This is a genomic window from Streptomyces sp. NEAU-YJ-81, from assembly GCF_017592595.1.
Lineage (GTDB): Bacteria > Actinomycetota > Actinomycetes > Streptomycetales > Streptomycetaceae > Streptomyces > Streptomyces hygroscopicus_B.
On the sequence record NZ_JAGFNO010000028.1, the window covers coordinates 43,508 to 67,194 of the forward strand.

16 protein-coding genes and 1 pseudogene are annotated in these 23,687 nt (G+C 72.6%); 11 read left to right on the forward strand and 6 right to left on the reverse strand.

Annotation, left to right across the window (positions count from 1 at the left end):
- Positions 1-33: 33 nt before the first annotated feature.
- The 5 genes from pheS to J5X86_RS39025 all read left to right on the forward strand — a co-directional run bounded on the left by pheS (position 34) and on the right by J5X86_RS39025 (position 8,643).
- Positions 34-1,155, forward strand: a complete 1,122-nt coding sequence (pheS, locus tag J5X86_RS39005; protein WP_119992231.1) for a phenylalanine--tRNA ligase subunit alpha — start codon at positions 34-36, stop codon at positions 1,153-1,155.
- The gene (gene pheT / locus J5X86_RS39010; RefSeq protein ID WP_208521396.1) at positions 1,155-3,680 is read left to right on the forward strand and encodes a phenylalanine--tRNA ligase subunit beta; all 2,526 of its coding nucleotides are present in this window, start codon (positions 1,155-1,157) and stop codon (positions 3,678-3,680) included. The genes pheS and pheT overlap by 1 nt, the downstream gene beginning before the upstream one ends.
- Before the next feature lie 1,115 nt (positions 3,681-4,795).
- Positions 4,796-6,013: a PP2C family protein-serine/threonine phosphatase gene (locus tag J5X86_RS39015; RefSeq protein ID WP_243982594.1), complete on the forward strand. Its 1,218-nt coding sequence runs from the start codon at positions 4,796-4,798 to the stop codon at positions 6,011-6,013.
- Between the two features lie 680 nt (positions 6,014-6,693).
- The gene (locus tag J5X86_RS39020) at positions 6,694-8,031 is read left to right on the forward strand and encodes a transcriptional regulator (RefSeq protein WP_078639969.1); all 1,338 of its coding nucleotides are present in this window, start codon (positions 6,694-6,696) and stop codon (positions 8,029-8,031) included.
- A 48-nt stretch (positions 8,032-8,079) separates the two neighbouring features.
- On the forward strand, positions 8,080-8,643 hold the full coding sequence (locus J5X86_RS39025) for an NUDIX hydrolase (RefSeq protein ID WP_086710837.1): 564 nt from the start codon (positions 8,080-8,082) through the stop codon (positions 8,641-8,643).
- Positions 8,644-8,667: 24 nt separating this feature from the next.
- On the opposite strand, the gene J5X86_RS39030 is transcribed toward J5X86_RS39025, so the two are convergent.
- The gene (locus J5X86_RS39030) at positions 8,668-8,925 is read right to left on the reverse strand and encodes a hypothetical protein (RefSeq protein ID WP_208521397.1); all 258 of its coding nucleotides are present in this window, start codon (positions 8,923-8,925) and stop codon (positions 8,668-8,670) included.
- Positions 8,926-9,121: 196 nt separating this feature from the next.
- Here J5X86_RS39030 and J5X86_RS39035 point away from each other — a divergent pair, with 196 nt between their 5' ends.
- Complete coding sequence (locus J5X86_RS39035; RefSeq protein WP_243982596.1) at positions 9,122-9,934, forward strand: MgtC/SapB family protein; 813 nt, start codon at positions 9,122-9,124, stop codon at positions 9,932-9,934.
- A gap of 79 nt (positions 9,935-10,013) precedes the next feature.
- Here the strand turns inward: J5X86_RS39035 and J5X86_RS39040 are convergent, their stop codons facing one another.
- Both J5X86_RS39040 and J5X86_RS39045 read right to left on the reverse strand, forming a co-directional pair.
- Entirely contained in the window at positions 10,014-10,871 is an 858-nt protein-coding gene (locus J5X86_RS39040; protein ID WP_078639964.1) for a 3-hydroxybutyryl-CoA dehydrogenase, read from the reverse strand.
- 154 nt (positions 10,872-11,025) lie between these two features.
- Positions 11,026-13,344, reverse strand: a complete 2,319-nt coding sequence (locus tag J5X86_RS39045; protein ID WP_374229338.1) for a xyloglucanase — start codon at positions 13,342-13,344, stop codon at positions 11,026-11,028.
- A gap of 343 nt (positions 13,345-13,687) precedes the next feature.
- Between J5X86_RS39045 and J5X86_RS39050 the strand changes: the two genes are divergently transcribed.
- On the forward strand, positions 13,688-14,920 hold the full coding sequence (locus tag J5X86_RS39050; RefSeq protein ID WP_078639963.1) for a glycoside hydrolase family 10 protein: 1,233 nt from the start codon (positions 13,688-13,690) through the stop codon (positions 14,918-14,920).
- A gap of 18 nt (positions 14,921-14,938) precedes the next feature.
- Here the strand turns inward: J5X86_RS39050 and J5X86_RS39055 are convergent, their stop codons facing one another.
- The gene (locus tag J5X86_RS39055) at positions 14,939-15,145 is read right to left on the reverse strand and encodes a DUF1918 domain-containing protein (protein WP_014056134.1); all 207 of its coding nucleotides are present in this window, start codon (positions 15,143-15,145) and stop codon (positions 14,939-14,941) included.
- A 310-nt stretch (positions 15,146-15,455) separates the two neighbouring features.
- Positions 15,456-16,301: pseudogene (locus tag J5X86_RS39060) on the reverse strand (DMT family transporter); the annotation flags it as partial.
- A gap of 157 nt (positions 16,302-16,458) precedes the next feature.
- On the opposite strand from J5X86_RS39060, the gene J5X86_RS39065 reads away from it, so the two are divergent.
- Positions 16,459-17,913 carry a PLP-dependent aminotransferase family protein gene (locus J5X86_RS39065; protein ID WP_208521399.1) on the forward strand — a complete coding sequence of 485 codons (1,455 nt, stop codon included), beginning with the start codon at positions 16,459-16,461 and terminating at the stop codon, positions 17,911-17,913.
- Between the two features lie 424 nt (positions 17,914-18,337).
- The gene (locus J5X86_RS39070) at positions 18,338-18,910 is read left to right on the forward strand and encodes a histidine phosphatase family protein (RefSeq protein WP_093466036.1); all 573 of its coding nucleotides are present in this window, start codon (positions 18,338-18,340) and stop codon (positions 18,908-18,910) included.
- A 9-nt stretch (positions 18,911-18,919) separates the two neighbouring features.
- Here the strand turns inward: J5X86_RS39070 and J5X86_RS39075 are convergent, their stop codons facing one another.
- Positions 18,920-19,441 carry a GNAT family N-acetyltransferase gene (locus tag J5X86_RS39075; RefSeq protein WP_078639959.1) on the reverse strand — a complete coding sequence of 174 codons (522 nt, stop codon included), beginning with the start codon at positions 19,439-19,441 and terminating at the stop codon, positions 18,920-18,922.
- A 131-nt stretch (positions 19,442-19,572) separates the two neighbouring features.
- Here J5X86_RS39075 and J5X86_RS39080 point away from each other — a divergent pair, with 131 nt between their 5' ends.
- Complete coding sequence (locus J5X86_RS39080; protein ID WP_208521400.1) at positions 19,573-21,792, forward strand: NADP-dependent isocitrate dehydrogenase; 2,220 nt, start codon at positions 19,573-19,575, stop codon at positions 21,790-21,792.
- Positions 21,793-22,054: 262 nt separating this feature from the next.
- Positions 22,055-23,635 (forward strand): alpha/beta hydrolase, encoded by a 1,581-nt coding sequence (locus J5X86_RS39085; protein WP_208521401.1) that lies wholly within the window; start codon positions 22,055-22,057, stop codon positions 23,633-23,635.
- The last annotated feature ends 52 nt before the right edge of the window (positions 23,636-23,687 follow it).

A 23,687-nucleotide genomic window follows, 5' to 3' on the forward strand; every position in this document is an offset into this window, starting at 1 on the left:
GTAGCTGGGGGACAAACGGAAGTACGGGAAGAGATGTCGGCACCCAATAAGTCGTACGACCCTGTCGAGGTCGAGGCACTGAAACCGGAAGAGATCGCCCGCAGGCGGGACGAGGCGCTCGCCGCCATCGCCGCCGCCGGGGACCTCGAGGCGCTGCGCGAGGTGAAGGTCGCCCACACCGGCGACCGCTCACCCCTCGCGCTCGCCAACCGCGAGATCGGCGCCCTGCCACCGCACGCCAAGGCGGACGCGGGCAAGCGCGTCGGCCAGGCCCGAGGCCAGGTCAACCAGGCGCTGAAGGCCCGGCAGGAGGAGCTCGAGGCGGAGCGTGACGCCCGGGTGCTGGTCGAGGAGGCGGTGGACGTCACCCTGCCGTACGACCGCACCCCGGCCGGCGCCCGCCATCCGATCACCACGCTCTCCGAGCGCATCGAGGACGTCTTCGTCGCGATGGGCTACGAGGTCGCCGAGGGGCCCGAAGTGGAGGCCGAGTGGTTCAACTTCGACGCGCTCAACTTCCCGCCCGACCACCCCGCCCGCGAGATGCAGGACACCTTCTTCGTGCGCGGCGCGAAGGACGGCGAGTCGTCCGGTGTGGTGCTGCGCACCCACACCTCGCCGGTGCAGATCCGGTCGATGATCGACCGCGAGCCGCCCATCTATGTGATCTGCCCGGGCCGCACCTTCCGCACCGATGAGCTGGACGCCACCCACACTCCCGTCTTCAACCAGGTCGAGCTGCTCGCCATCGACGAGGGCCTGACCATGGCCGACCTCAAGGGCACGCTCGACCACATGGTGCGGGCGCTGTTCGGGGAGGGTATGACCACCCGGCTGCGGCCGAACTTCTTCCCGTTCACCGAGCCGTCCGCCGAGATGGACATGCTCTGCTACGTGTGCCGGGGCGAGTCCGTGGGCAACCCGGACCGGCCCTGCCGCACCTGCTCCAGCGAGGGCTGGATCGAGCTGGGCGGCTGCGGGATGGTCAACCCGCGGGTGCTCATCGCCTGCGGTGTCGACCCGGACAAGTACAGCGGCTTCGCCTTCGGCTTCGGCATCGAGCGGATGCTGATGTTCCGGCACAACGTGGAAGACATGCGAGACATGGTCGAGGGTGATGTGCGCTTCACCCGGCCCTTCGGGATGGAGATCTGATGCGGGTCCCGCTTTCTTGGCTGCGGGAGTACGTCGACCTGCCCGCCGGTGAGACCGGCCGTGACGTACAGGCCAAACTCGTCTCGGCCGGGCTCGAGGTCGAGACGGTCGAGCAGCTCGGCGCCGGCCTCAAGGGCCCCCTGGTCGTCGGTCAGGTGCTGACCATCGAGGAGCTGGAGGGCTTCAAGAAGCCGATCCGCTTCTGCACCGTGGACGTCGGCCAGGCCAACGGAACGGGTGAGCCGCAGAACATCGTCTGCGGAGCCCGGAACTTCGCCGTCGGCGACAAGGTCGTGGTCGTGCTGCCCGGCGCCGAACTGCCCGGCGGCTTCGCGATCTCCGCGCGCAAGACCTACGGCAAGACCTCCGAGGGCATGATCTGCTCCGCCAGCGAGCTGGGCATGTCCGACGACCACGACGGCATCATCGTCCTGCCGCCGGAGTACGAGGTCGGCACCGACGCCATCGAGCTGCTGGAGCTGGTCGACGAGGTCCTCGACATCGCCGTCACCCCGGACCGGGGCTACTGCCTGTCGATGCGCGGTGTCGCCCGCGAGACCGCGACCGCCTACGAGCTGCCGCTGCGCGACCCGGCCCTGATCGACGTGCCCGCGCCGGGCAGCCACGGCTACCCCGTCCAGGTCACCGACCCGATCGGCTGCGACCGCTTCACCGCCCGCACCGTCACCGGGCTCGACCCCGAGGCGCACTCCCCGATCTGGCTCGAGCGCCGGCTGCAGAAGGCCGGGATGCGCCCGGTCTCGCTCGCGGTCGACATCACCAACTACGTGATGCTCGAACTGGGCCAGCCGCTGCACGCCTACGACCGCTCCCGGATCAACGGGGCGATCGGCGTGCGCCGCGCGCAGCCGGGCGAGAAGCTCACCACCCTCGACGGCAACCAGCGCGTCCTGGACGCCGAGGACCTCGTCATCACCGACGAGAGCGGGCCCATCGGCCTCGCCGGTGTCATGGGCGGCGCCAACACCGAGATCGCGGACGCCACCGCCGACGCCGGGACCGGCCAGGCGGCGGGCACCACCGAGGTCGTCATCGAGGCGGCCCACTTCGCCCCCGTCTCGGTCGCCCGCACCGCCCGCCGCCACAAGCTGTCCTCCGAGGCGTCCCGGCGGTTCGAGCGCGGCGTCGACCCCGAGGCCACCTCGGCGGCGGCGCAGCGCACCGTCGACCTGCTGGTGCTCCTCGCGGGCGGCACCGCCGAGGTGGGCGTCACCGAGATCATCGCGCCCAGCGCCCCGCACACCATCGCGCTGCCCGCCGACCACCCGGACAAGGTCGCGGGGGTGTCCTACGGCCGCGAGACCGTGGTGCGCCGGCTGCAGCAGATCGGCTGCGATGTCTACGGCGCCGACGACCTTACGGTCACCGTCCCGAGCTGGCGGCCCGACCTCACCGACCCCAACGACCTGGCCGAGGAGGTCATCCGGCTCGAGGGGTACGAGAACCTCCCCTCGACGCTGCCCCGGCCGCCCGCCGGGCGCGGACTGACCGAGCGTCAGCGGCTGCACCGGCGGGTCGGCCGGGCGCTGGCCGGAGCAGGATACGTCGAGGCGCTGAACTACCCGTTCATCGGCGAGGAGGCCCTCGACCAGTTCGGGCTGGCCGCGGACGACCCGCGGCGCGATCTGGTCCGGCTGGTCAACCCGCTCTCCGACGCCGAGCCCGCGCTCCGTACGACGCTGCTGCCCGGGCTGCTCGGCGCGCTGCGCCGCAACGCCGGGCGCGGCGAGCGCGACCTCGCGCTCTTCGAGACGGGCCTGGTCTTCCGCGCCACCGGTCACGAGCCGGCCGCGGCCACCCTCCCCGTCGACCGCCGTCCCACCGACGAGGAGATCGCCGGGCTCAACGCCGCGCTGCCGCACCAGCCGCGCCGCGTCGCCGTCGTCCTCGCGGGCGACCGTGAGCAGGCCGGCTGGTGGGGCAAGGGCACCCCGGTGAGCTGGGCCGACGCCGTCGAGGCGGGCCGGATCGTGGCCCGTGAGGCGGGGGCCGAGCTGATCGTCCGCCAGGACCAGCAGGACCCCTGGCACCCGGGCCGCTGCGCCGCGCTGCTGGCCGTCGTCGACGGCGAGGAGATCCTCGTCGGCAACGCCGGAGAGCTCCACCCGCGGGTCACCAAGGCCCTGGGCCTGGCCGAGCGCACCTGCGCGATGGAGATCGAGCTCGACCGACTGGAACAGGCCGGCACCGGCGGCGTGGAGGCCCCCCATGTCTCCACCTTCCCGGTGGCCACCCAGGACGTCGCGCTGATCGTGGACGCCTCAGTCGCCGCGGCCGATGTGGAGACGGCGCTGCGCGAGGGCGCGGGCGAACTGCTCGAATCCCTCCGCCTGTTCGACGTCTTCACCGGTGAGCAGCTCGGCGCGGGCAGGAAGTCGCTGGCCTACGCGCTGCGCTTCCGCGCCCCGGACCGCACGCTGACCGCCGAGGAGATCGCGACATCCCGCGACGCCGCGGTGTCGGCAGCCGCCAACCGCACGGGCGCCACCCTCCGCGGAGCCTGATCCCGCTTTCGCTGCCACCACGGCGATGGGGCGCACCCCACAACGGGGCGCGCCCCATCGCCGCGTCTGGACCCCGCCACGGCGGCCCAGGTGCCTGCCGGCCGGCGCCGGTCGCCGCGGTGGCCACGGATGGGGGCGCCCCCGACTCGGGCTGCGCCCAGTCGTTGCGTCTGGGCCCCGGGGATCACGCGCCTCGCTGGCTCGGGTCGGTCGCTGCGGTGGTCACCGATGGGGTGCCCCGGGCCGCGCCCCACCGCCGCGCCCACCGCCGGCACGGCAGCCCACCCGCCGCGCCGTGCTCCGGGCGGCCCGAGGCGGTGGTTTACGCGCCTCCCCGTTCCCCTGCCGCCGTCTCCCTCCTCCTCGGCTCTGCCCGTGAGGGCTTCCGCGCAGACAGCGCGCGTCGCGGCCCCCTGCCACGGTCACCCGTCACGGCACGGTGGGTACTTGGGGGCCGCTCGGTGCGGGGTCGCCCGCCCCTTGCCGGCGGGTCGCCGTCACGGTGGTGGCGGTGTACGCGCCGTTGGCGGCTCGGGACCGCGTTCGTTCGCCCCGTCGCGGTAATCAGCCAAAGCGTTCGCGCACCGCGGGGCGTGTGGGAGCTGCCCGGTGCGCGCTCGCTCGCCCCCGCGTGTGGGTCGCGGCCACGGTCGTGGCGCGGTGGGCGCTGTTGGCGGCTCGGTGGCGGGGCTCGCTCGTCTCGTCACGCTGGACGGCACCGACACCGCGTCCTCGGCGTGGTGGGGTTTGTCGGGTCGCCCGGGGCGCGGTCGCCCGCTCCCCTTTGCATGGGGCGCCGCCACCGCCGTGGCGGGGTGGGCGTCGTCGGCGATTCCGGCGGGGGTGGGGCCGCGGTCCACGGGGGCGGGGCTCGGGGCCGTGGCCCCGTGCCGGGTCGTCCCGGTGGACGGCAAACAGCCGACACCGCGTCCGCGGGGCGGTGGGGTGTTCGGGTGGCTGCCCGGGGCGTGGTCACCCGATCAGGTGAGATCCGGAAGGGGCGGGTCCAATTGGCAGGAGCTGTCGCCAGAATCGTGCCGGTCGCACGGCTCGCGCGGGATCGATCGTCCAGGGGCCCGGCCGACCGCCTCATTGGCCGGCGTTGGGGGCGACACATGATCGGGACATCGGCAGTCGGCGGCGCGTTCGTACGGAGGGCACGGAGTCTGCGGGCGGTCACCCGCGTGGTCCCCTGTCTGTGGGTGCTCGGCGCCATCTGCTGGGCGCTGCTGACCCCGCACCACACCGAGGTCGTCGCGCTCCTCGCCGCGGCACCCGCCATCGCCTGCGCGAGCAGCGGTCGTCGCAGATGCATCGTGCTGCTCGGCGGCGCCAGCCTGCTGTTCGCCCTCGCGCCTCCGACCGCCCTGGAGCCCGACGGCGACGGGAAGGAGCCGCACGCCGCCCTGGTCACCTGCTGCGCCATCCTCGGCGTGGCCGTCGCCTGCTATCTCACAGCGGGCCGCAAGCTGCGGCTGGTGCGCGAACTGGAACAGCTCCGGGCGGTGGCCACCGCCGCGCAGGACGTGGTGCTGCGGCCGCTCCCGGCCCGGCTGGAGGGCATCGAGCTGGCGGGCGGCCATCTCTCGGCCAGCCGGGGCGCCGTCGTCGGCGGCGATCTCTACGAGGCGCTGGCCACCCCGTACGGCGTCCGCGTCATCATGGGCGATGTGCGCGGGCACGGCCTCGCCGCGATCGGCACGGTCGCCGCCGTCCTCGGCAGTTTCCGTGAGGCCGCCCATGAGGAACCCCTGCTCAGCGGGGTGCTGCGCCGGCTCGACCGCGCCCTGGAGCGCCATCTGCGGGCACGCGCGAGCGGGGAGTGCCCGCTGGACAGCCACGTGGACGAGGAGTTCGTGACCGTCCTGCTGCTGGAGGTGGGCGCGGACGGCGAGGTCACCGCGCTCAACTGCGGCCACCCCTGGCCGTACCGCCTCTACGAACAGCCGGTGGGCCCGGCCATGGCCCGGCAGACCGCGCCCGGTGAGGTGCTGCCGCCGCTCGGCCTCTTCCCGCTCCCCGCCGAGCTTCCCACCGCCCGCTGGAGCGCCCTGGGCGTCGGCGACACGCTGGTGCTGCACACCGACGGCGCCGAGGACGTGCGCGACGCACACGGCACGTTCTTCCCCCTGCGCCGCGCCCTGTCCGAGGCGGCGGGCCCCGGGCCGCTCGTCCCCGCGGCGGTCGTGGCGGGGGTGCGCTCGGCGCTGCTGCGCCACACCGGCGGGCGGCTCGCCGATGATGTCGCGCTGCTCGCGCTGCGCTTCGACCGCTGTCCGCTGTCCGCCACCACGGCCCTCACCCGCCCGGCCGCCGACGCCCACCGGGGCTAGGGTTGTCCGCCGGGCCTTGACGCCTGCGGCGAGCTGTTCCCCTCCCCGCCCCTTCCCGCAGCATCGATATGCGGCTCCGCCGCGCGGTGGGGCTCCGCCCCAGACCGCGGGGCCCAGGGGCGAGGCCCCTGGCAACAGGCACGGGCGGGCAGGCTGGTCCCGCCCCTTCCCACAGCATCGAAATGCGGCTCCGCCACGTGGCAGGGCTCCGCCCCAAACTCCGCGTCCACGGGTGAGGCCCTTGGCAACGGGCACGGGTGGGCAGGCTGTTCCCCGCCCCGCCCCCTTCGCCAACCGGGGCTTCGCCTCCAGCCCCCGGGGTCCACGGGTGAGGCCCCTGGCAACGGACACGGCGGGCGCGCTTCTCCCCGTCCCTTCGCCAACCGTGCTCCGCCCCGGACCCGGGGTTCACGGGTGAGGCCCTTGGCAACGGGCACGGGTGGGCAGGCTGTTCCCCGCCCCGCCCCCTTCGCCAACCGGGGCTTCGCCCCAGCCTCCGGGGTCCAGGGGCGGAGCCTCTGGTATCGGGAAGGGGCGGGTTGGGGAAAGACCCGCCGGACACCCCCTGCACGCCGCGCCAACGGCCCGCCCCGCCCCGTCCGTTCACACCCCGTCCGTTCACACCCCGTGCGAATCCCCCTCCACTACGCTGGCGTCACCGAGCGTTTCGGGAGGGCGAGATGGAGCCCAATACACTGCTCGACTCCGTGCTCGACGAGGCCGGAGTCTCCCACGCCGGACTGGCCGCCCATGTCAATGAGGCAGGCCGGGCCCGGGGGATGAAGCTGCGGTACGAACACACCGCGGTGGCCCGGTGGCTGAAGGGCCAGCGGCCGCGCGGCCAGGTGCCGGACCTCATCTGCGAGGTGCTGGGCGAGCGGCTGCACCGCGCCCTCACCCTGGACGACATCGGCCTCGGCACCCCGGGCAGCCGCCGGGGCCCCGCCACCCCGCTCTCCGGATTCGTCGAGCGCGCCACCGCGCTGTGGCGTTCCGACGAGCAGCAGCGCCCGCATGTCGTCGAGGCCCCGGCGGTCACCGGCACCCCCGCCGTCATCCCGGTGTGGGAGTGGGAGAACCCTCCCGAGGACTCCGATGTCTCCCGGCGCGGTCTGACCCGGGTCAGCATGACCGACATCGAGACGCTGCGCGCCGCCCGTGCCCACTACGAGCAGATGTACCGCAAGGCCGGCGGCGTCGCGACCCGGACCCGGGTGGTGGGGTTCCTCAACTCCGAGGCCGCACCGCTGCTGCGCGGCAGCTACGCCGACGACACCGGCCGCCAGCTGCACCGGGCGACCGGCGGCCTGGTGGCCATCGCCGGGATCTGCGCGTACGACTCCAACACGCACGGCCTGGCCCAGCGCTACTTCCACCAGGCGCTGCGGCTCGCCAAGGCCAGTGGCGACCGGGGTCTGGGCGCCTATGTCATAGCGCTGCTGGTCAACCAGTCCCTCTTCATGAAGGAGTACCGGCAGGCGGTCGCCTTCGCCGAATCGGCGCTGCGCGCCGCGGGCTCCCAGATCACCCCCGCGCTCGCCGCCGACCTCTACGCCATGCAGGCCAAGGCGTACGCCCGGCTCGGCGACGGCGCCGGGGCGCTGTCCTGCATCCGGCGCGCCGAGACCGCCGCCGACCGGATCAGACCGGGCCAGGAGCCCGACGAGACCGGCTATGTCCAGCCGGGTCTGGTGAACGTCCAGGTGGCCGAGGCGCTGCTGAGCCTCGGCGACCTCGGCGGCGCCCGCGAGCACGCCACCGCCGCGGTCGGCACCCCCGCGCACGACCGGGGCCGGGTGCACCGGCTCGCCATGCTCACCCATATCGAGCTGCGTCAGGGGGACGTGGACCGGGCGGGCGCCACGGCGGTGGAGATGACCGAGCGCGCGCGGGGCATGGAGTCCCAGCGGTTACGCGACCGGTTGCGGGCGGTACGGGAGCACCTCGCGGCCAGCGGAAGCGCCGCGACAGCCGAGGCCGCCGCGCTCATCGACGGGGCGCTGCGCGTTCCTCTGTGACCGGCGGTTCCGCTCGCGGTCCGCACTCTCGTCAGCGGGTGGCCCACGATGGCCTCCCGTTTCGACGAAAGGTGGCTGACAGTGCGATGGAAGAACCTCAGGGAGCGGACCGTGTACGAGAACCGATGGTTCCGGGTCAACCTCGCCGATGTCCGGCTCCCCGACGGGCGCCATCTGGACCACTATCTGATCCGGCTCCGTCCCGTGGCCGTGGCCACGGTGGTGAACGCGGCCAACGAGGTGCTGCTGCTGTGGCGCCACCGGTTCATCACCGACGCCTGGGGCTGGGAGCTGGCCGCGGGCGTCGTCGAGGACGGTGAGGACATCGCCGACGCCGCGGCCCGGGAGATGGAGGAGGAGACCGGCTGGCGCCCCGGCCCGCTGCGCCATCTGCTCTCCGTCGAGCCGTCCAACGGGCTCACCGACGCACGGCACCACATCTACTGGGCCGAGGAGGCGTCGTACGTCGGGCACCCGGAGGACGACTTCGAGTCGGACCGCCGCGAGTGGGTGCCGCTGAAGATGGTGCCCGACCTGGTCGCACGCGGTGAGGTGCCCGCGGCCAACATGGCGGCGGCGCTGCTGCTGCTCCACCACATCAGGCTCGGGTAGGCCGGGCCGCCGTCCGCACCGGCGCTAGTGTCCCGCTGCCTGCCATATCGCCAGGGCCAGGGCGGATACCCCGGTCACGGCGGCGATGGAGGGCAGCGGCCAGCGTCCGTGCTCCAGGATCCGCATCCGCCCGCCCAGTTGGTTCACGTCCTCCTCAGCCTGTTCTCCTCGGTGGTCGAGCAGGGCGAGCCGGCCGTCGACGCGGGTGAAGCCCACGTCGACGGACCGGCGTAATTCCGCGAGCTCCACGGCTAACGCGGCTTGCTCGGGCTCGGTGGTCACGGGTTGATCCCCTTCCGGATGTAACGTCCGTGCAGTGGTAACGCTCCGAGTCAAGCGCATGCACAGGTAGTGCGGGAGCGTGTGTGGGGATGGTGTGTGAGTCACCGGCGCACACCCCGTGCGAAACGCGGGTACTCAACGGGTACGCATGGGGGACGGCGGTCGAAGGTAGGGACCGCGGGGGCGGACAGACCGGATGGACCGGACAGAAGGGACGGATGTGCGACTGATCGCCGCTCCGATGTGGGAATTCGGTGTCGACCAGGGCGTACGGCAGTTCGCCGAGCTCGGCGTCGCGCTGGTGCTGTCCACCCTGATCGGGCTCGAGAGGGCGGTGCAGCAGAAGAGCGCCGGGCTGCGCACCCACACCCTGGTGGGCGTGGGCAGCGCGCTGTTCATGCAGGTCTCCCAGTACGGCTTCACCGATGTGCTGCTGCGCGACCACGTCGGCCTGGACCCCTCACGGGTGGCGGCGCAGGTCGTCTCCGGTATCGGCTTCATCGGCGGCGGCCTGATCTTCGTCCGGCGCGATGCCGTCCACGGGCTGACCACCGCGGCGACCGTCTGGCTCACCTGTGCGGTGGGCATGGCCTGCGGCGGTGGTCTGGCCCTGCTGGCCACCGCGGTCACCGCGGTGCACTTCTTGGTGATCCGCGGCTATCCGCTGCTCACCCACCGGCTGCCGGCCCTCTGGTCGGCCGAACGGGTGGAGTTGCAACTGTCCTACCGGGTGGGCGCCGGGCTGCTGCCACGCGTCCTGGAGTTGTGTACGACGGCCGGGTACCGGGTGCTGCGGGTCCGGGTGGACCGGGCGCCCTGGAAGGGCCGGGACCGCACCACCCGGGTCGTCCGCGCCGAGGAGGAGGCCCGGCCCGCCGATACGGGCGTCGCCGAAGTGCAGCTCGCCCTCGAGGGCACCGGGGACGTGCTCCGGCTGGTCGGGGAGATCACCGAGCTGGAAGGCGTCCTCGGCGCCGACGCGGGCCGCGACCTCGACGACTCGGAGTGACCTCGACGACTCGGAGTGACGAGGACGAGGCGAAAGCGCCCGGTGCGCCCCCGGTGCCTGGTCAGTTCCCGGTGCGTGCTCAGTACGTGTAGAAGCCCGAGCCCGACTTGCGTCCCATCCGGCCCGCGTCCACCATGCGCAGCAGCAGCGGGGGAGCGGCGTACAGCGGCTCCTTGTACTCGCCGTACATCGAGTCGGCGATCGCCGCGATCGTGTCCAGGCCGATCAGGTCGGACAGCTTCAGCGGGCCCATCGGATGGGCGCAGCCCATCTCCATGCCGTTGTCGATGTCCTCGCGGCTGGCGATCCCGGACTCGAACATCCGGATGGCGGAGAGCAGATACGGGATGAGCAGCGCGTTGACCACGAACCCCGCGCGGTCCTGGGCGCGGATGGCGTGTTTGTCCAGGACGTCGTGGACCAGTGCCTCGGTGCGCTTGATGGTCTCGTCACCGGTGGTGAGCGCCGGGATCAGCTCCACCAGCGCCTGCACGGGCGCCGGGTTGAAGAAGTGGATGCCGATCACCTGATCCGGGCGCGAGGTGGCGACGGCCAGCTTGACCAGCGGGATGGAGGAGGTGTTGGAGGCGAGGATCGCGTCCGGGCGGGTCACCACCTGGTCGAGGACCTGGAAGATCTCCGTCTTGACCTGCTCATTCTCGACGACCGCCTCGATCACGAGGTCACGGTCGGCGAATTCCCCCAGGTCGGTGGTGAAGCTCAGCCGGTCCAGCGTCGCGTCGCGCTGCTCCTCGGTGATCTTGCCGCGCTCCGCGGCCTTGCCGAGGGAGTTGGTCAGCCGGGTGCGCCCTATCTCCAGGGCCTCACCCGTGGTCTCCGCGACCATGACGTCCAGGCCGGATCGGGCGCACACCTCCGCGATGCCCGCACCCATCTGGCCACAGCCCACCACTCCGACGCGTTCGATGTCGGTCACATCGTGCCTTTCGCTGGTCCAACTGTCCGTTGTGCCGTCCCCCTGTCGCCCCAGACGTTACCCTCCGGTTATCGGCAAGGGGCGGGCCGGGGCCGGATTCCCGGCCCCGGCCCGCCCCCGTCCCCGTCTTGCGCACGGGGCTCTCACACCACGGTCACGAGGCATCGCCGCGCAGGATGCCGCGGCCGTTGGTGGCCACGTAGACCCGGCCGTAGACCCGTGGGTCGCCGGTGATCGAGGCGCCCGTCCAGCCCCACTGGTGGGCGTCGTCGTTGATCCGGGTCCAGCTCGCCCCGGCGTCGGTGGAGCGGAAGATGCCGCGCACCCCGCCGATCTTCGCGCTGGTGTAGAGCGCCTGGTACGAGGCGCCCGGCGCCGCCTTGCCGAAGCCGATGGTGTCCGCCTGCTGGACGCCGCTCAGTTTGGTGAAGGTCGCGCCGGAGTCCGTGGAGTGCCACAGCCCGTAGGCCCCGGCCGTGCTGCCGCCCGCGAGCCAGATGTCGCCCTCGGCGCCCGGCAGCGCCTTGAACCGCACCGGGCCGTCGCCCGGCAGCCCCAAGGACGCCCTGGCGGTGAAGGTGGCGCCGCCGTCGGTGCTGACGTAGAACGTGCCCGCCTTGAAGCCGTAGAACTTCTTCGGGTTCTTGCGGTCGGACTCCACGACCGCCCCGGCCGGGATGCCGCTCGACGCCGACCAGGAGCTGCCGAAACCGGTGGTGTGGTAAGCGGCCGAGGTGCCCTCCGGGGCCCAGACGAAGCCGCTGCCGTCGGCCGCCGCGGCCACCGTGCCGCCGCCCGTGACCCCGGACGGCTCGCTGCCCTGGAACCAGTTGGCGCCGTTGTCGGTCGAGAACGCGATCCGCGGGGCGGAGTCGTTGTTGCCCACCCGGACCACGGTGTTCGCGTTGGTCTCGGCGTAGTCCAGGCTGGTGGTCGTGGTGAACGTCGGCGAGGTGTACATCCTCGCGGGCACCGCGTCGAGGTCGGTGTGGCGGAAGCCCCCGATGTCACCGAGCGCGCTGAGCAGCGGGGCGCCGGTGGGCGGGCTCGCCAGATCGTTGACCGCCGTCTCCTCCAGGCCCTTGACCATGGGCGTGATGGTGATGGTGCCGCCCGTGTCCCAGTTCGCGAGGTTCTCCGTGCCGTAGACCGTCGCACCCGTGCCGTACATCATCCGGCGGGAGTCGAACGGGTCGATCTCCAGCGCCTCGGTCATCCAGCCCAGCTTCGGGGTCACTTCGGGCGGGGAGGGGTTGGCGCCGAAGGTCAGCCAGGGGACGGACGAGACGTCCTGGGTGTAGCGGAGGGACCGGTTGGGGTAGCTGGTGAAGTCCCAGGCCCGGGTCCAGGTGGCGCCGGAGTCGGTGGAGCGGAAGATCTGGGTGTCCGGCCACCAGGAGCTGTAGCCGGTCACCATCAGCGTGCCGGGTTTTTGCCGGTCCACCGTGAGCCCGCTGTAGCCGAAGTAGGTGTCGGCGTCCGTCATGGGGCTGATGTTCTTCCACTCCCCGGTGGCCGTGGTGTACCGCCACACCTGGCCCTTCTCCCCGTCGTACGGGCCGCCCTTGTCGCTGGTGGTGAGGTACAGATAGCCGTTCTTCGTATCGAGGACGCCCTTGTGGGAGAGATAGCCGGTCGGCTGTCCGGCCACCCGCGACCAGGTGGCGCCCGCGTCCGTCGAGCGGTAGACGGTGTTGTTCTTGTCGGCCACGCCCACGTAGACGGTCTTCGTCGCGCTGCCGGAAGAACCGGTGCGCTCGTCGAAGGTCACCCACACCACGCCCTGGTTGTCGCTCAGATAGCCGCTGGTGTCGCTCGCGTCCTGGACGTAGGTGCCGGGGTTGGGGAAGGACGCCACCTTCGACCAGGTGACACCGGAGTCGGTGGAGCGCCACAGCCCGTTGCCGCTCGGCGCGCCGAGGTAGAGCACGCTGTTCTTGTTGGGGTCGACCGCCAGCCGTTCCCCCATGCCGCGGCCGGGCATATTGCCGCCCAGCTTGAAGGGGAGGGTGGTGGACTGCCAGCTGGCGCCCCGGTCGGACGAGCGCAGGATGGCGCCGTTGCCCGGATCCCAGCCGTTGGTGTACGTACCGGCCGCCACATAGACCTTGTCGGGATCCACGGAGTCGCTGGCCAGGCTCACCACCCCGGTCCAGCCCCAGTGGTCCCAGTCCAGCGAGTCCAGCAGCGGCACCCACCGCTTGCCGGACTGGTCCCAGCGGTACGCCCCGCCGATGTCGGTGCGGGCGTAGGCGAGGTTCTTCTCCTTGCGGTTGAAGACGATGCCGGGGACGAAGCCGCCGCCGTCCACCCGGACGTTCTTCCAGGTGTAGGCGTCGGCCTGGGCGGTGTCCCGGGCGGGGGCCGGTTCTGGGCGGGCCGCCGCGGGGGAGGCGGCGGCGGTGAGTAAGCCGCCGACGAGTGCCAGCGCGGCCATGAGCGCGCCGAGCGGTCTGCTGCCTTTGCTGCGCACGGGAACTTCCTCTCCGGACGTGGGGGTAGTGAGGGGTGCGGGCCCTGCGGGCGAGGCTATTTGGGAGCGCTCCCATGCGTGCGTCATCCGATGCTAGCGGCCGGATGGCCGCGCGAGAAGGGTGAAGTCAAGCGGTCCTCAAGGGGTGTTGGGCTTGCGCGGCCCGGATTCGCGATAGGCATTGCCGGGCGCCCCACAAGGGCCCCATCATCAGCGGGAGTTGCCTCCTCCGGCGCGATGCCTGCCCGGGGCCGGTAGGGAGACGGCCTCCTGGGGCCGCGGACCCGGCCGGTGGCGGGCGGCGGCGCTACGTTGGCGACACGACCGAGGCGAGGAGCTGGGCATGGGTCGGATCACGCGCAGAAGTCTGACGGCCGCGGCCGCCGGAGCCCTGGCCGCCACCGTCACGGCGGGGGACGCGCTGGCGGAGGGGCGGGGCGGTGGGCATCGGCCCGAGTTCCGCGGGATGTGGCTGGCCACCGTCGCCAACCGCGACTGGCCGTCCAAACCGGGTCTCACCGCGGCCGAGCAGCGGGCCGAGCTGCTGAGCTTCCTGGACACCGCCGTGCGCCGCCGGCTCAACGCGGTGGTCTTCCAGGTGCGGCCGACGGCGGACGCGCTGTGGCCCTCACCGTACGAGCCGTGGGCCGAGTGCCTCACCGGCGTGCAGGGCCGGGACCCGGGCTGGGATCCGCTGGGCACCGCCGTGCGCGAGGCGCACCGGCGCGGTCTTGAGCTGCACGCCTGGTTCAACCCGTACCGGATCGCCAACCACACCGACCCCTCCCGGCTGATCCCCACCCATCCGGCCCGGGTGCACCCCGAGTGGGTCGTGCCGTACGGCGGGAAGCTCTACTACAACCCCGGGCTGCCCGAGGTCCGCCGCTTCGTCCAGGACGCCATGCTGGACGCGGTCGCGCGCTATGACATCGACGCCGTCCACTGGGACGACTACTTCTACCCCTATCCGGTGGCCGGCCAGGTCTTCGACGACGACGCGGCCTACGCGCGCTACGGTGCGGGCTTCCCGGACCGGGCGGCCTGGCGGCGGAACAACATCGACCGGCTGGTGTACGAGACGGCCGTGCGCGTCAAGCGGCTGAAGCGGCGGGTGCGGTTCGGCATCAGCCCCTTCGGCGTCTGGCGCAACCAGGCCACCGACCCGCTCGGCTCCGCCACCACGGCAGGGGTGCAGACCTACGACGACCTCTTCGCGGACACCCGTGGCTGGGTGCGGCGGGGATGGCTCGACTACATCGTCCCGCAGGTCTACTGGAACATCGGCTTCGCCGCCGCCGACTACGCCGCGCTCGTCCCCTGGTGGTCGGAGGTGGTCCGGGGCACGGGTGTGAACCTCTACATCGGCGAGGCGCTCTACAAGGCGGGCGATCCGGCGCAGCCCGCGCCCTGGCAGGACCCGGCGGAGCTGTCCCGGCACCTCACCTTCGACCAGGGCTTTCCGCAGGTGCGCGGCAATGTGTACTTCTCGGCCAAGGAAGTGGCCGCCGACCGCAACGGCGCCATGGCGCGTGTGGTCGCCGACCACTATCCCCATCGTGTCCGTCCGCCCCGCTGAGCCGGGGCCCCGGGCCGGCTAACGCTGCCCGGGTCCGGCGGCCAGGTGGCGGACGACCGAGTCGGGCCCGGGGGAGAACAGGCACTCGTGTCCGTCGTCCTCGTAACGCACGCGGTAGGGCGGTTCCCCGTCGGTCCCGAGCACTTCGATGATCTCCGCTACACGATCGTGAATCCCGACAACCCTGCCGTGCACCAGCAGCTTGTCGCCTACGGTCGCCTCCATGTGCGTGACCTCCTGTCCGCTGGAGGGCAATGCGATCCCTGGGGCCAGTCTATGGCCGGTTGTCCTGGTTTGCCCCCGCCGGGGGGTGATTCCGGTCCCCCACTTCGGGGATCCGGCTCGCCGCTTCGGGGATCCGCTCGGCCTCCTCGGGAGCCCGGCCCGCCTTCTCGGGAGCCCGGCCCGCCTTCTCGGGAGCCCGGCCCGCCTCCTCGGGAGCCCGGCTCGCCGCTTCGGGAGCCCGCTCCACTGCCGTGGTTCCCTGTGCCCGGCCCGCCGCCGCCGGGATCCGTACGGCCCTCGTCGCCGGGACCCGCGCCCGCTGCGTCACCCCGATGCACACCAGCACCGCCACGGCGGCGATCGGGGCGGCGGGGGTCAGCTCCTCGCCGAGGAGCAGCACCGACCACACCAACGTGAGCAGCGGCTGGGCCAGTTGGAGCTGGCTGGCCCGCGTCACCCCGATGGCGGCCATCCCCCGGTACCAGACCACCATGCCCACGAACTGCGAGCCCACCGCCAGCCACAGCAGCCCGGCCACCGCGCGGCCGCCGAGGTGAACGTCCTCGGCCGACAGTGCGAGCACCGCGCCCGGCACCGACAGCGGCAGACAGCCCACCAGCGCCCAGCCGATCACCTGCCAGCCCGGCATATGGCCGGCCAGCCGTCCGCCTTCGGCATAGCCCGCCGCGCACACCGGCAGCGCGGCGAACAGATACAGATCACCGGCGGTGGGTGCGCCGCCGCTCTGCTGCAGCGCGAAGGCGATCACGACCGCGGCCCCGGCCAGCGCCGCCGCCCAGAACGTCCGCGAGGGCCGCACCCCGGTGCGTACGGCGGAGAGGGCGGCGGTGGTGAGCGGCAGCAGGCCGACCACCACGGCCGCGTGCGCCGTGGTGGAGGTCTGCAGGGCGAGCGTGGTCAGCAGCGGGAAGCCCACGACGACCCCGGCCGCCACGACCAGCAGCCCCGGCCAGTGGCGGCGGTCCGGCACCGGCACCCGCAGGGCGGCCAGCGCGCCGCCCGCGATCAGCGCGGCGAGCACCACCCGGCACGTGGTCACCGACCAGGGGCCGAGGCCGGTGAGCGCCCAGGCAGTGCCGGGGAAGGTCAGGGAGAAGGCGGCCACGCCGAGCATGGCGAGCACGGTGCCGGTGCGGGCGGCGGACGGCGACGGGGTGACGCCCCGGCCCCGGGTGGTGTTGTCCCCGCCCCGGGCGGTGTTGTCCCCGCCCCGGGCGGTGTTGTCCCCGCCCCCGGTGGGGCCGCCGCTCACCGCTATCGCACTGTCATCAGTAGCGCTATCCTGTGCTGTCATGGAACAGCGTAGCAGTGTGGCCGAACTCGCGAAATCACTGCGGAAGGAGCTGGACCGCTACTCACCCGGAGAGAAGCTGCCGTCCAGCCGTGCCCTGGTCGAGCGCCACCGGGTGAGCCCGGTCACCGTCTCCCGTGCCCTCGCCGCACTCGCCGCCGAAGGGCTGGTGGTCACCCGCCCCGGCGCCGGTGCCTTCCGCGCCGACCGCCCCGGGGCCGCGGCGCCACGGCCGGGCGACACCTCCTGGCAGGAGGTCGCGCTGAGCGTGGAGACGGCCGGCGAGCCGGTGCGGCGCTCGGTGGACGCCTCCGGCGTCCTGGCCACGCTCGCCGCGCCACCGCACGGGATCCTGGAATTCAACAACGGCTATCTGCACTCCTCGTTGCAGCCGGAGCGGGCGCTGTCCGCCGCCCTGGCCCGCGCCGGACGGCGGCCCGGGGCATGGGGCCGCCCCCCGGTGGAGGGGCTCCCCGAGCTGCGCGCCTGGTTCGCCCGCGAGATCGGCGGCCCGGGCGGAACCCTCGGCGCCGCCGACGTGCTGATCACCGCGGGTGGCCAGTCCGCGCTCACCTGCGCGCTGCGCGCCCTCGCCCCGCCCGGCGCGCCCGTCCTCGTCGAATCCCCGACCTACCCCGGGGTGCTCGCCGCCGCCCGCGCCTCCGGGCTGCGCCCCGTCCCGGTGCCGGTGGACACCGAGGGGGTCCGGCCCGAGCTGCTCGCCGAGGCGCTGCGGGCGACCGGCGCCCGGGTCTTCGTCTGCCAGCCGCTGTTCCAGAACCCCACCGGGGCGATGCTCGCCCCCGAGCGGCGCCGCGAGGTGATCGGGATCGCCCGTGAGGCGGGCGCGTTCGTGGTCGAGGACGACTTCGCCCGCCGGCTCGTCCACGAGGACGCGCCCCCGCTGGCCCCCACACTCGCCGCCGACGACCCCGACGGGGTGGTGGTCCATGTGTGCTCGCTCACCAAACCCACCTCGCCCAGCCTGCGGGTGGGCGCGCTCGCCGCCCGCGGCCCCGCGCTGGGGCGGCTGCGCGCGATCCAGGTCGTCGACAGCTTCTTCGTGCCCCGCCCGCTCCAGGAGGCGGCCCTGGAACTCGTCGGCGCCCCCTCCTGGCCCCGCCATCTGCGCAACGTCGCCGCCGAGCTGCGCACCCGCCGCGACGTGCTCGTCACCGCCGTACGGCGCGAACTGCCCGCCCTGGAGCTGCGTTATGTCCCGCCCGGCGGCTACCACCTGTGGCTGCGGCTGCCCCAGGGCACCGACGAGACCGCGCTGGACTCCGCCGCGCTGCGCGCCGGGGTCGCCGTCGCCCCCGGCGGCCCGTACTTCTGCGCCGAACCGCCCGCGCCGCATGTGCGGCTGAGCTTCGCGTCGGTGGCGGGTGTCGGCGAACTGGCCGAGGGCGTACGGCGGTTGCGTACCGCGTGGGACGAGGTGCTCGGGCGGGCGTAGTGGTTATGGGCCGCACCATTGGCGCCGCGCACCGCGTCCCGGGCGGTAGCACCCGCAATGGGCCCGGGGCAGCAGCCCGCCGCCGTGCGACCCGGGCGCGGTCCGGCGGGTGTCCGGGCCCGTCCGCACGCCGCCTCCGACCCCGCTGCGTCCTCTTCCCCGGGCCCACCGGCCCGGTCCGACGCGCCCGGCCGACCGTGCCGGGCGCGCCGCGCCGGGTGGTTTGCCGCCGGGGCGTCGGCCAGGGCGTCCCCGCCGGAAGCATCCGGCGGTCCGCGCCGCATCCTGCCCGCCACCCACGCTGCGCACCGCGTTCACCGGACGGCCGCTTCGAGCCGCCCGGCGATCCGGCGTACACCGGATGGCCCCGGTCTTCTCCCCGTAGCGGCCCACCGGAGCCCGGCCGTGACCGTACGATGCCGGGATGACGTTTCGGCTGACGCTGGTCGCCGCCGGCCGCAGCTCCTCCCGGCTGGGGGAGCGCTTCGGTGACGACCGGCCGCTGGATCCGGAGGGCCGGCTCGCCGCCGAGCGCGCGGCCCCCGCGCTCGTACCGCTGGCCGCGGCGGAGCTGCGCTACTGCTCGCCGTCGGCCCGCAGCCGGGAGACCGGCGATGCGCTGGGCTTCACCCCACTGGTCCAACTCGCCCTGCGTGACTGCGACATGGGCCGATGGGCGGGCCGCTCCCTCGCCGATGTGATGGCGCGCGAACCGGGGGAGGTGGACGCCTGGCTCGGCGATCCGCGCTCGGTACCGCACGGCGGGGAGTCGCTGCACGCCTTCATCATGCGGATCGGCGGCTGGCTGGACACCCGCCCGGCCGAGGACCACGCCAAGATGGTGGCCGTCGCGGACCCCGGGGTGGTCCGCGCCGCCCTGATGTACGCGATCAAGGCGCCGCCGCACTGCTACTGGAACGTCGACATACGCCCGCTCTCCACCGTCACCCTCACCGGCCGGGCGGGCGAATGGCGGCTGCGCGTGGACGGGGTGTGACAGGAGCGCTCACGGCGCCTCCGTGATCTCCTCGGCCAGCAGATCCATCAGCAGGCCGTCGTGCCACGTACCGTCGGGGCCGCGCTCGTAGGACCGCATGATGCCGACGGGCCGGAAGCCGACCTTGCCGTAACAGCGGATCGCGGCGGCGTTGTCCGCCGCCGGGTCGATCACGATCCGGTGGTGGCCGTGGTCGGCGATCAGATGGCGGGCCAGGGTGCGTACGGCGTCGGTGCCCAGCCCCCGCCCGTGCACCGCCGGGTCCAGATAGATGTCGATGCTCGCGTGCCGGTAGTCCGGCTCGGTCTCGGCCGCCCACTGGATCATGCCGATCACCGCGCCCCCGTACTCGATGCTCAGATGCTCGGCGCCGGGCTCGGCCAGGTCCTCGCGCACCGCCGCCACCAGGTCCTCGCCGCCCCGCCAGCGCGCGTAGACCTCGGGCTTCGCGCGGATCGCGGCCAGGACGGGGACATCGGAGGGGTCGGTGGGGCGCAGCACCACCTGTGCGCCCCGCAGGGTCGTCGGCATGGACGGGACGATCCCAGGAAGCGCGGGCGGTGACCAGGGCGCGTCGTTCTGCCCAGGGCCCTTTCGGGAAAGCGCCCGGCACCAGATATCTTGATGTCGAGCAATGTTGCAGACGTGGAGCGGAGCACCCGGTGACTGACTCGACCATCATCTATACGCACACGGACGAGGCCCCTGCCCTCGCGACGTACTCGTTCCTGCCGGTGATCGAGGCATACGCCTCGACGGCCGGGGTCACCGTGGAGAGCCGGGACATCTCTCTGGCGGGGCGCATCATCGCCCAGTTCCCGGAGCACCTCGAAGAGGGCCAGCGCATCCCCGACGCCCTCGCCGAGCTCGGTGACCTTGCCAAGACCCCTGAGGCCAACATCATCAAGCTGCCGAACATCTCGGCCTCGATCCCGCAGCTCAAGGCCGCGGTCGCCGAGCTGCAGGAGCAGGGCTACGCGCTGCCGGACTACCCGGACGACCCGAAGACCGACGAGGAGCGGGAGATCCGCGCCCGTTACGACAAGGTCAAGGGCTCCGCCGTGAACCCGGTGCTGCGCGAGGGCAACTCCGACCGCCGCGCCCCCGCCTCGGTGAAGAACTACGCCAAGGCGAACCCGCACCGCATGGGCGCCTGGACGGCCGATTCCAAGACCAATGTGTCCCATATGGACACCGACGACTTCCGCTCCACCGAGAAGTCCGCGGTGATCCAGGAGGCCGGTTCGCTGCGCATCGAGCTGGCGGGCGACGACGGCTCCACCACCGTGCTGCGCGAGTCGGTGCCGGTGCTGGCGGGCGAGGTCGTGGACGCCTCCGTGATGCGCGTCGCGGCGCTGCGCGAGTTCCTCTCGGCGCAGGTCGGCCGCGCCAAGGCGGAGGGCGTGCTGTTCTCGCTGCACCTGAAGGCCACGATGATGAAGGTCTCCGACCCGATCGTCTTCGGCCACGCCGTACGAGCCTTCTTCCCCAAGACCTTCGCCGAGCACGGTGAGACCCTCGCCGCCGCCGGTCTGACCCCGAACGACGGTCTGGGCGGCATCCTCAAGGGCCTGGAGGCCCTGCCCGAGGGCGCGGCGATCAAGGCGTCCTTCGACGCCGAGCTGGCCGAGGGCCCGGAGCTGGCCATGGTCGACTCCGACCGCGGCATCACCAACCTGCATGTGCCGTCCGACGTCATCGTCGACGCCTCCATGCCGGCCATGATCCGCACCTCCGGCCACATGTGGGGCCCGGACGGCGAGGAGCACGACACCCTCGCGGTGATCCCGGACAGCAGCTACGCCGGGATCTACCAGGCCGTCCTCGACGACTGCCGCGCCAACGGCGCCTTCGACCCGGCCACGATGGGCTCGGTGCCCAACGTCGGCCTGATGGCGCAGAAGGCCGAGGAGTACGGCAGCCACGACAAGACCTTCGAGATCCCCACCACGGGCACCGTCCGCGTCCTGGACGAGGCGGGCAACGCGGTCATCGAGCAGGTCGTCGGCGCCGGTGACATCTTCCGGATGTGCCAGACCAAGGACGTGCCGATCAAGGACTGGGTCAAGCTGGCCGTCACCCGCGCCCGCGCCACCGGCGACCCGGCCGTCTTCTGGCTCGACGAGGGCCGGGCGCACGACGCCAACCTCATCGAGAAGGTCAAGGCGTACCTGCCCGAGCACGACACCGAGGGCCTGGACATCAAGATCCTCTCGCCGGTCGAGGCGATCAAGCTCTCCCTCGAGCGGATCCGCCGCGGCGAGGACACGATCTCGGTCACCGGCAACGTCCTGCGTGACTACCTGACCGACCTGTTCCCGATCCTGGAGCTGGGCACCAGCGCCAAGATGCTCTCGGTCGTCCCGCTGATCAACGGCGGTGGGCTGTTCGAGACCGGCGCGGGCGGCTCGGCGCCCAAGCACGTGCAGCAGCTCGTCAAGGAGAACTACCTGCGCTGGGACAGCCTGGGCGAGTTCCTCGCCCTCGCGGTCAGCTTCGAGCACCTCGCGCAGAAGACGGGCAACGCGCGGGCCCAGGTCCTCGCCGACACCCTCGACCGGGCGACCGGCTCCTTCCTCGCCGAGAACAAGTCGCCCAGCCGCCGCGTCGGCGGTATCGACAACCGCGGCAGCCACTTCTACCTGGCCCTGTACTGGGCCCAGGAGCTGGCCCGGCAGACCGACGACGCGGCCCTGGCCAAGGCGTTCGCCCAGCTCGCCGAGGTGCTCACCGCCCAGGAGCAGACGATCGTCGACGAGCTGCTCGCGGTCCAGGGCTCACCGGCCGACATCGGCGGCTACTACCAGCCGAACGCGGCCAAGGCCGCGGCGGTCATGCGCCCGTCCGCGACCTTCAACCAGGCCCTCGCCACCCTCGGCTGACGCCCCGGCGCACCGCTGCGCCCCGGCCGGTACCCTCCGGCCGGGGCGCTTCGTCTTGTCCGCTACGGCTCCTGTCCGGGGCGACCACCGCGGAAGCCAACGTGCGTGGGGGGCCGATGGCGTAAGACTTCAGAGCCACCTGCCCGCCGACCTGTACCCCCAGCGGCGTAGGGCATCCCATCCCATCGAGGGTTTCTCCCCAACTGCCCCATGAGAAAGGGTGATTGCGTCACAACCCAGACTGCCCATAAGGACTCCCCACGTGCGAACCAGACCATTCGTCCATGTCCTGGCGGCGAGCACCCTCGCGGCCCTGATACCGGCCCTCGCCCCGGCCACCGCCTCCGCCGCCGGCAACCCCCTGGAGCCGTACCTCGGTCAGAAGCCGGCCTGGCACCGCTGCGCCGGCGACACTCCGGCCTCCTACCAGTGCGCCACCATCAAGGTCCCGCTGGACTACAGCCGCCCCGACGGCAAGAAGACCGATCTCGCGATATCGCGCATGAAGACCAGCACCGCGGCGGAGCGCCGCGGTGTGCTGCTGCTCAACCCCGGTGGACCGGGCGGTCCGGGCATCGGCATGCCGCTCTCGTTGGCCACTGAGCTGCCGAAGTCCGTGACGGAGAAGTACGACCTCATCGGCTTCGACCCCCGGGGCGTCGGCCGGAGCTCCCCCGTCACCTGCGGTCTGACCGGCATCGAGGAGAGCTGGGAACGCCCCTACCGGGACGAGACGCTCGCCCGGGACGTGAAGTGGGCGCGCACCGTCGCCGAGAAATGCGACACCGAACAAGGCGACAAGCTGCGCCACATCACCACCCGGAACACGGCTCGCGACATGGATGTCATCCGGGCCGTGCTGGGCGAGAAGAAGATCTCCTACCTCGGGTACTCGTACGGCACCTACCTCGGCGCCGTCTACACGCAGCTCTTCCCCCGGCGCGCCGACCGATTCGTCCTGGACAGCTCCGTGGACCCGGCACGCATATGGCGCGGCATGATCCAGATCTGGGCCGAGGGCGCCGAACCCGCCTTCACGCGGTGGAGCGAGTGGACCGCCCAGCGGCACAGCACGTACAAACTGGGCAAGACCCCCGAGGCCGTTCGCAAGACCTTCTGGGACCTGGTCGCCCAGGCCGACCGTGAGCCGATCGAGCTCGACGGCCAGAAACTGACCGGCGACGACATCCGCGGCGGCATCCGCGCCTCGCTCTTCACGGTGCGCGAGGGCGCGGAGGCCATCGCCAGGCTGAAGAAGGCGGCCGACGGGGCTCCGGCCCGCACCGGCGAGTCCACGGCGCCCAGCCGTCCCGCCCAGCCGGCCTTCGGCCGCGCCGCGGCCCCGGACAACGGCACCGCCGCCTTCTGGTCCGTCGTGTGCGGCGACACCCGTGACTGGCCGCGCGACCCCGAGCAGTACCGTAGCGACGCGTTGCGGGCCAAGGCGAAGTATCCGCTGTACGGCGACTTCGGATCCACCATCAAGCCGTGCGCCTTCTGGAAGAAGGACGGCAGCGAGCCCGCCACCAAGGTCGACAACAAGGTCGGCGCGCTGATCCTGCAGAACGAGTGGGACTCGCAGACGCCCCTGGCCAGCGGTCGCGGTATGCACCGGGCCATGAAGGGCTCGCGGATGGTCACCGTCGCCGGAGGCGAGGGCCACGGTATCTACGGCTACACCAAGTCGTGCGCGGACAAGCCGACCTCCAGCTATCTGTCCACCGGCCGTCTCCCGGCGAAGGACCTGACATGCCGTACGCCCGCGTCGCAGCGCGAGCAGGGCTTCAAGAAGTTGCCCATCCCCACACCTCCGGGACTCCCGGGGATGGCGGACAGCCTCTGACCCGTTCCGCCGGACGATGAGGTGATGTGGGGCTCCAGCCTGCTGGAGCCCC

Excerpts from the sequence above, each read along its gene's own strand:
- pheS (WP_119992231.1), top strand. The coding sequence starts at position 34 with ATGTCGGCACCCAATAAGTCGTACGACCCTGTCGAGGTCGAGGCACTG.
- pheT (WP_208521396.1), top strand. The coding sequence starts at position 1,155 with ATGCGGGTCCCGCTTTCTTGGCTGCGGGAGTACGTCGACCTGCCCGCC.
- J5X86_RS39015 (WP_243982594.1), top strand. The coding sequence starts at position 4,796 with ATGATCGGGACATCGGCAGTCGGCGGCGCGTTCGTACGGAGGGCACGG.
- J5X86_RS39020 (WP_078639969.1), top strand. The coding sequence starts at position 6,694 with ATGGAGCCCAATACACTGCTCGACTCCGTGCTCGACGAGGCCGGAGTC.
- J5X86_RS39025 (WP_086710837.1), top strand. The coding sequence starts at position 8,080 with ATGGCCTCCCGTTTCGACGAAAGGTGGCTGACAGTGCGATGGAAGAAC.
- J5X86_RS39035 (WP_243982596.1), top strand. The coding sequence starts at position 9,122 with ATGGACCGGACAGAAGGGACGGATGTGCGACTGATCGCCGCTCCGATG.
- J5X86_RS39050 (WP_078639963.1), top strand. The coding sequence starts at position 13,688 with ATGGGTCGGATCACGCGCAGAAGTCTGACGGCCGCGGCCGCCGGAGCC.
- J5X86_RS39055 (WP_014056134.1), bottom strand. The coding sequence starts at position 15,145 with ATGGAGGCGACCGTAGGCGACAAGCTGCTGGTGCACGGCAGGGTTGTC.
- J5X86_RS39065 (WP_208521399.1), top strand. The coding sequence starts at position 16,459 with ATGGAACAGCGTAGCAGTGTGGCCGAACTCGCGAAATCACTGCGGAAG.
- J5X86_RS39070 (WP_093466036.1), top strand. The coding sequence starts at position 18,338 with ATGACGTTTCGGCTGACGCTGGTCGCCGCCGGCCGCAGCTCCTCCCGG.
- J5X86_RS39075 (WP_078639959.1), bottom strand. The coding sequence starts at position 19,441 with ATGCCGACGACCCTGCGGGGCGCACAGGTGGTGCTGCGCCCCACCGAC.